Consider the following 2,248-nt stretch of genomic DNA (forward strand, 5'->3'; position numbering starts at 1 on the left):
ACTTCCTTTAATTAAGTCTGCTTTATACGAATTGAGGCAAATGTTTGTAAAGAGATTTTATAAGGAGACACAATTCTCTTGACAAGTGTCAAAGATTTTATAGTTTTATCAAAGAAAGAATAGTCTAAAAAGCCCCACTCGCTTTTTATTTTATTCGGATCAACCTGAGTTTCGTAATTGTCGATTGTTATCACATCACACCCCTTTTTAGAAAAATATAGTGGTAGTGGGTTTACACCTGCACCTATTTCTAAAACTCTTTTTTTATCACCCTGCATATTTTCAACATGTTCCACAATATAAGGATATTCGTAAAAACGAGATTTTGTTTCCGTAAACCATCCAAAAGAATCAAAAGAAAGCTGAATAATTTCACGTAGGACCTTTCGATTAGGACAAGTATACAGGTAATATACCGTTTCTATAAATAAATCCAGATCAACAACTTCTTTATTTTTCATCTTAGCTAATATTATTGAAATATCTCTATACGACCCTATTTGTTTTATTGAAGCTACTTTATGGGTTCTTTTAAGTGTTTCTGTAATAGGCTCATAATAAAAAGTAATGTCAGAGGTATATAAAGGTGAAGAATCATAGCCTTCTACTATAAGCACATCTTCTGTGAGTTCGACCAATTTACTGACAAAATTAAGATACTGTTCATATGTAGGTTGATGGATAAGTACTGCTCCACAGTATACTAAGTCATATCTTTGGCCTTCAAAATTTAAACGATTAAAATCTCCAGCTATAAAATTCCAATCTGTACGCTTTTTTCTTGCTATTTTTATAGCCTCCCCTGATATATCGACACCAGTATAGTTTTCACATTCTGCCATACAACTTAATTCCAAGTCTCCACATCCAACATCAAGGATCTGTTTATTTCCGTAAAAATAAAAAAAAGGATACAATCTCTTTTTTCTTGTCTCTAAATTTTCCCCTCTACTTCCTATACCTGAACCTATGTCTTCAAATCTTTGATATCTATACTCCCAAAAAATCTTATTGTCAAAATTTTTCTTTCTAAAGAAAGAAATAAATTCATTAGCCTTTTTGATCGACTGGTCAATCTTAGGTATACTTAAAAACTCTATAAAACCATGACAATCTAATTTTTTATGATAATGTAAAACTTTAGGAGATGAAAAACTATCTTCATCGTATGCGTTTAGATCTAAGTGTATAGGGAAATTATACTCTACAGAAATTAACTCATAAGGAAGTTCTGTTTGCATCAATGACAAACAAAAACTTATTTGATCGGTATGAATAAAATATCTTCCTAAAAGTGTTTGATATTTGATCAAATCGCAAGCAATTTTTGTCCAAGAAGTATATAAAACATCTAAATATTTAGAAGGTATTATGTAAAAACCTCCATTCCAGTTTGTATCAAAGGTTAATTCATTTGAATGGGAGGTGTTTGTTAGGTTAGGCTTTTTCTTTATACTAAATTCTTGTCTAAGCTTTTCTAAAATTTCAAGAGGAGGATTAGGAAGGTCTACCACTTTTCCTCTAATGAGGTGAACTGAAGATTCTATGAAATCCCTAACATCATCAGTAAAGGCTATGTCTGTGTCTAACAAAACTACCAACTCTGCTGTTTTTAAACTCTCATTTTCAAGCTGTCTAAGTTTATTACAATATCTGGGTAGTTTATAATCTATGGGTTTAACTTCATGTACTTCCAGGGTAAGCTTTTCTACAAACTCAACAAAATCCTTATCTACCCCTTCTACAACGTGAACGACAATTTCTTCAGGCTTTGCTGTTTTGGATTTTAACAATGTAGCTATTAAATTAAGAGCTTGAATGTAAAAAATCGGGTCAGCATCTACCACAAAGGAAAAACAAACCTTTTTCTTCATTTCTGTCTAATCCTCCTCAAAACTCTATCTACACATTCCTCTATACTCTCCTTTTCTGTTCTTAAGTGTACATCAGGCTCATCAGGTGCTTCGTAAGGGTCATCAACCCCTGTAAAATTCTTTATCAGACCAAGCCTTGCTTTTTTGTACAATCCCTTTGTATCTCTTTTTTCGCATACTTCTATAGGAGTATCTACAAATACTTCAATAAATTCTCCTTCTTCAAAAATCTTTCTTACTTCTTCTCTATCCTTTCTATACGGAGACACTAAAGCACATATAAGGGAGTAGAATATAAATTGTGTCTTTTAATAAAATATTTTAGAGGCATAATAAAAATTTTTAATATTTTTTAAATTAATGATAACATAAAA

1 protein-coding gene and 1 pseudogene are annotated in these 2,248 nt (G+C 31.4%); both read right to left on the minus strand.

Annotated elements, in window-relative coordinates; translation table 11 throughout:
• Positions 1 to 641 precede the first annotated feature (641 nt).
• Positions 642 to 1,874, minus strand: a pseudogene (locus tag G580_RS11150) (class I SAM-dependent methyltransferase); the annotation flags it as partial.
• Positions 1,871 to 2,143 carry an adenylyl-sulfate kinase gene (locus G580_RS10695; RefSeq protein WP_051173322.1) on the minus strand — a complete coding sequence of 91 codons (273 nt, stop codon included), beginning with the start codon at positions 2,141 to 2,143 and terminating at the stop codon, positions 1,871 to 1,873. The pseudogene G580_RS11150 and the gene G580_RS10695, both read right to left, overlap by 4 nt.
• Between the last annotated feature and the right edge of the window lie 105 nt (positions 2,144 to 2,248).

Origin of the sequence: Thermodesulfobacterium hveragerdense DSM 12571 (assembly GCF_000423845.1) — a bacterium.
Lineage (GTDB): Bacteria > Desulfobacterota > Thermodesulfobacteria > Thermodesulfobacteriales > Thermodesulfobacteriaceae > Thermodesulfobacterium > Thermodesulfobacterium hveragerdense.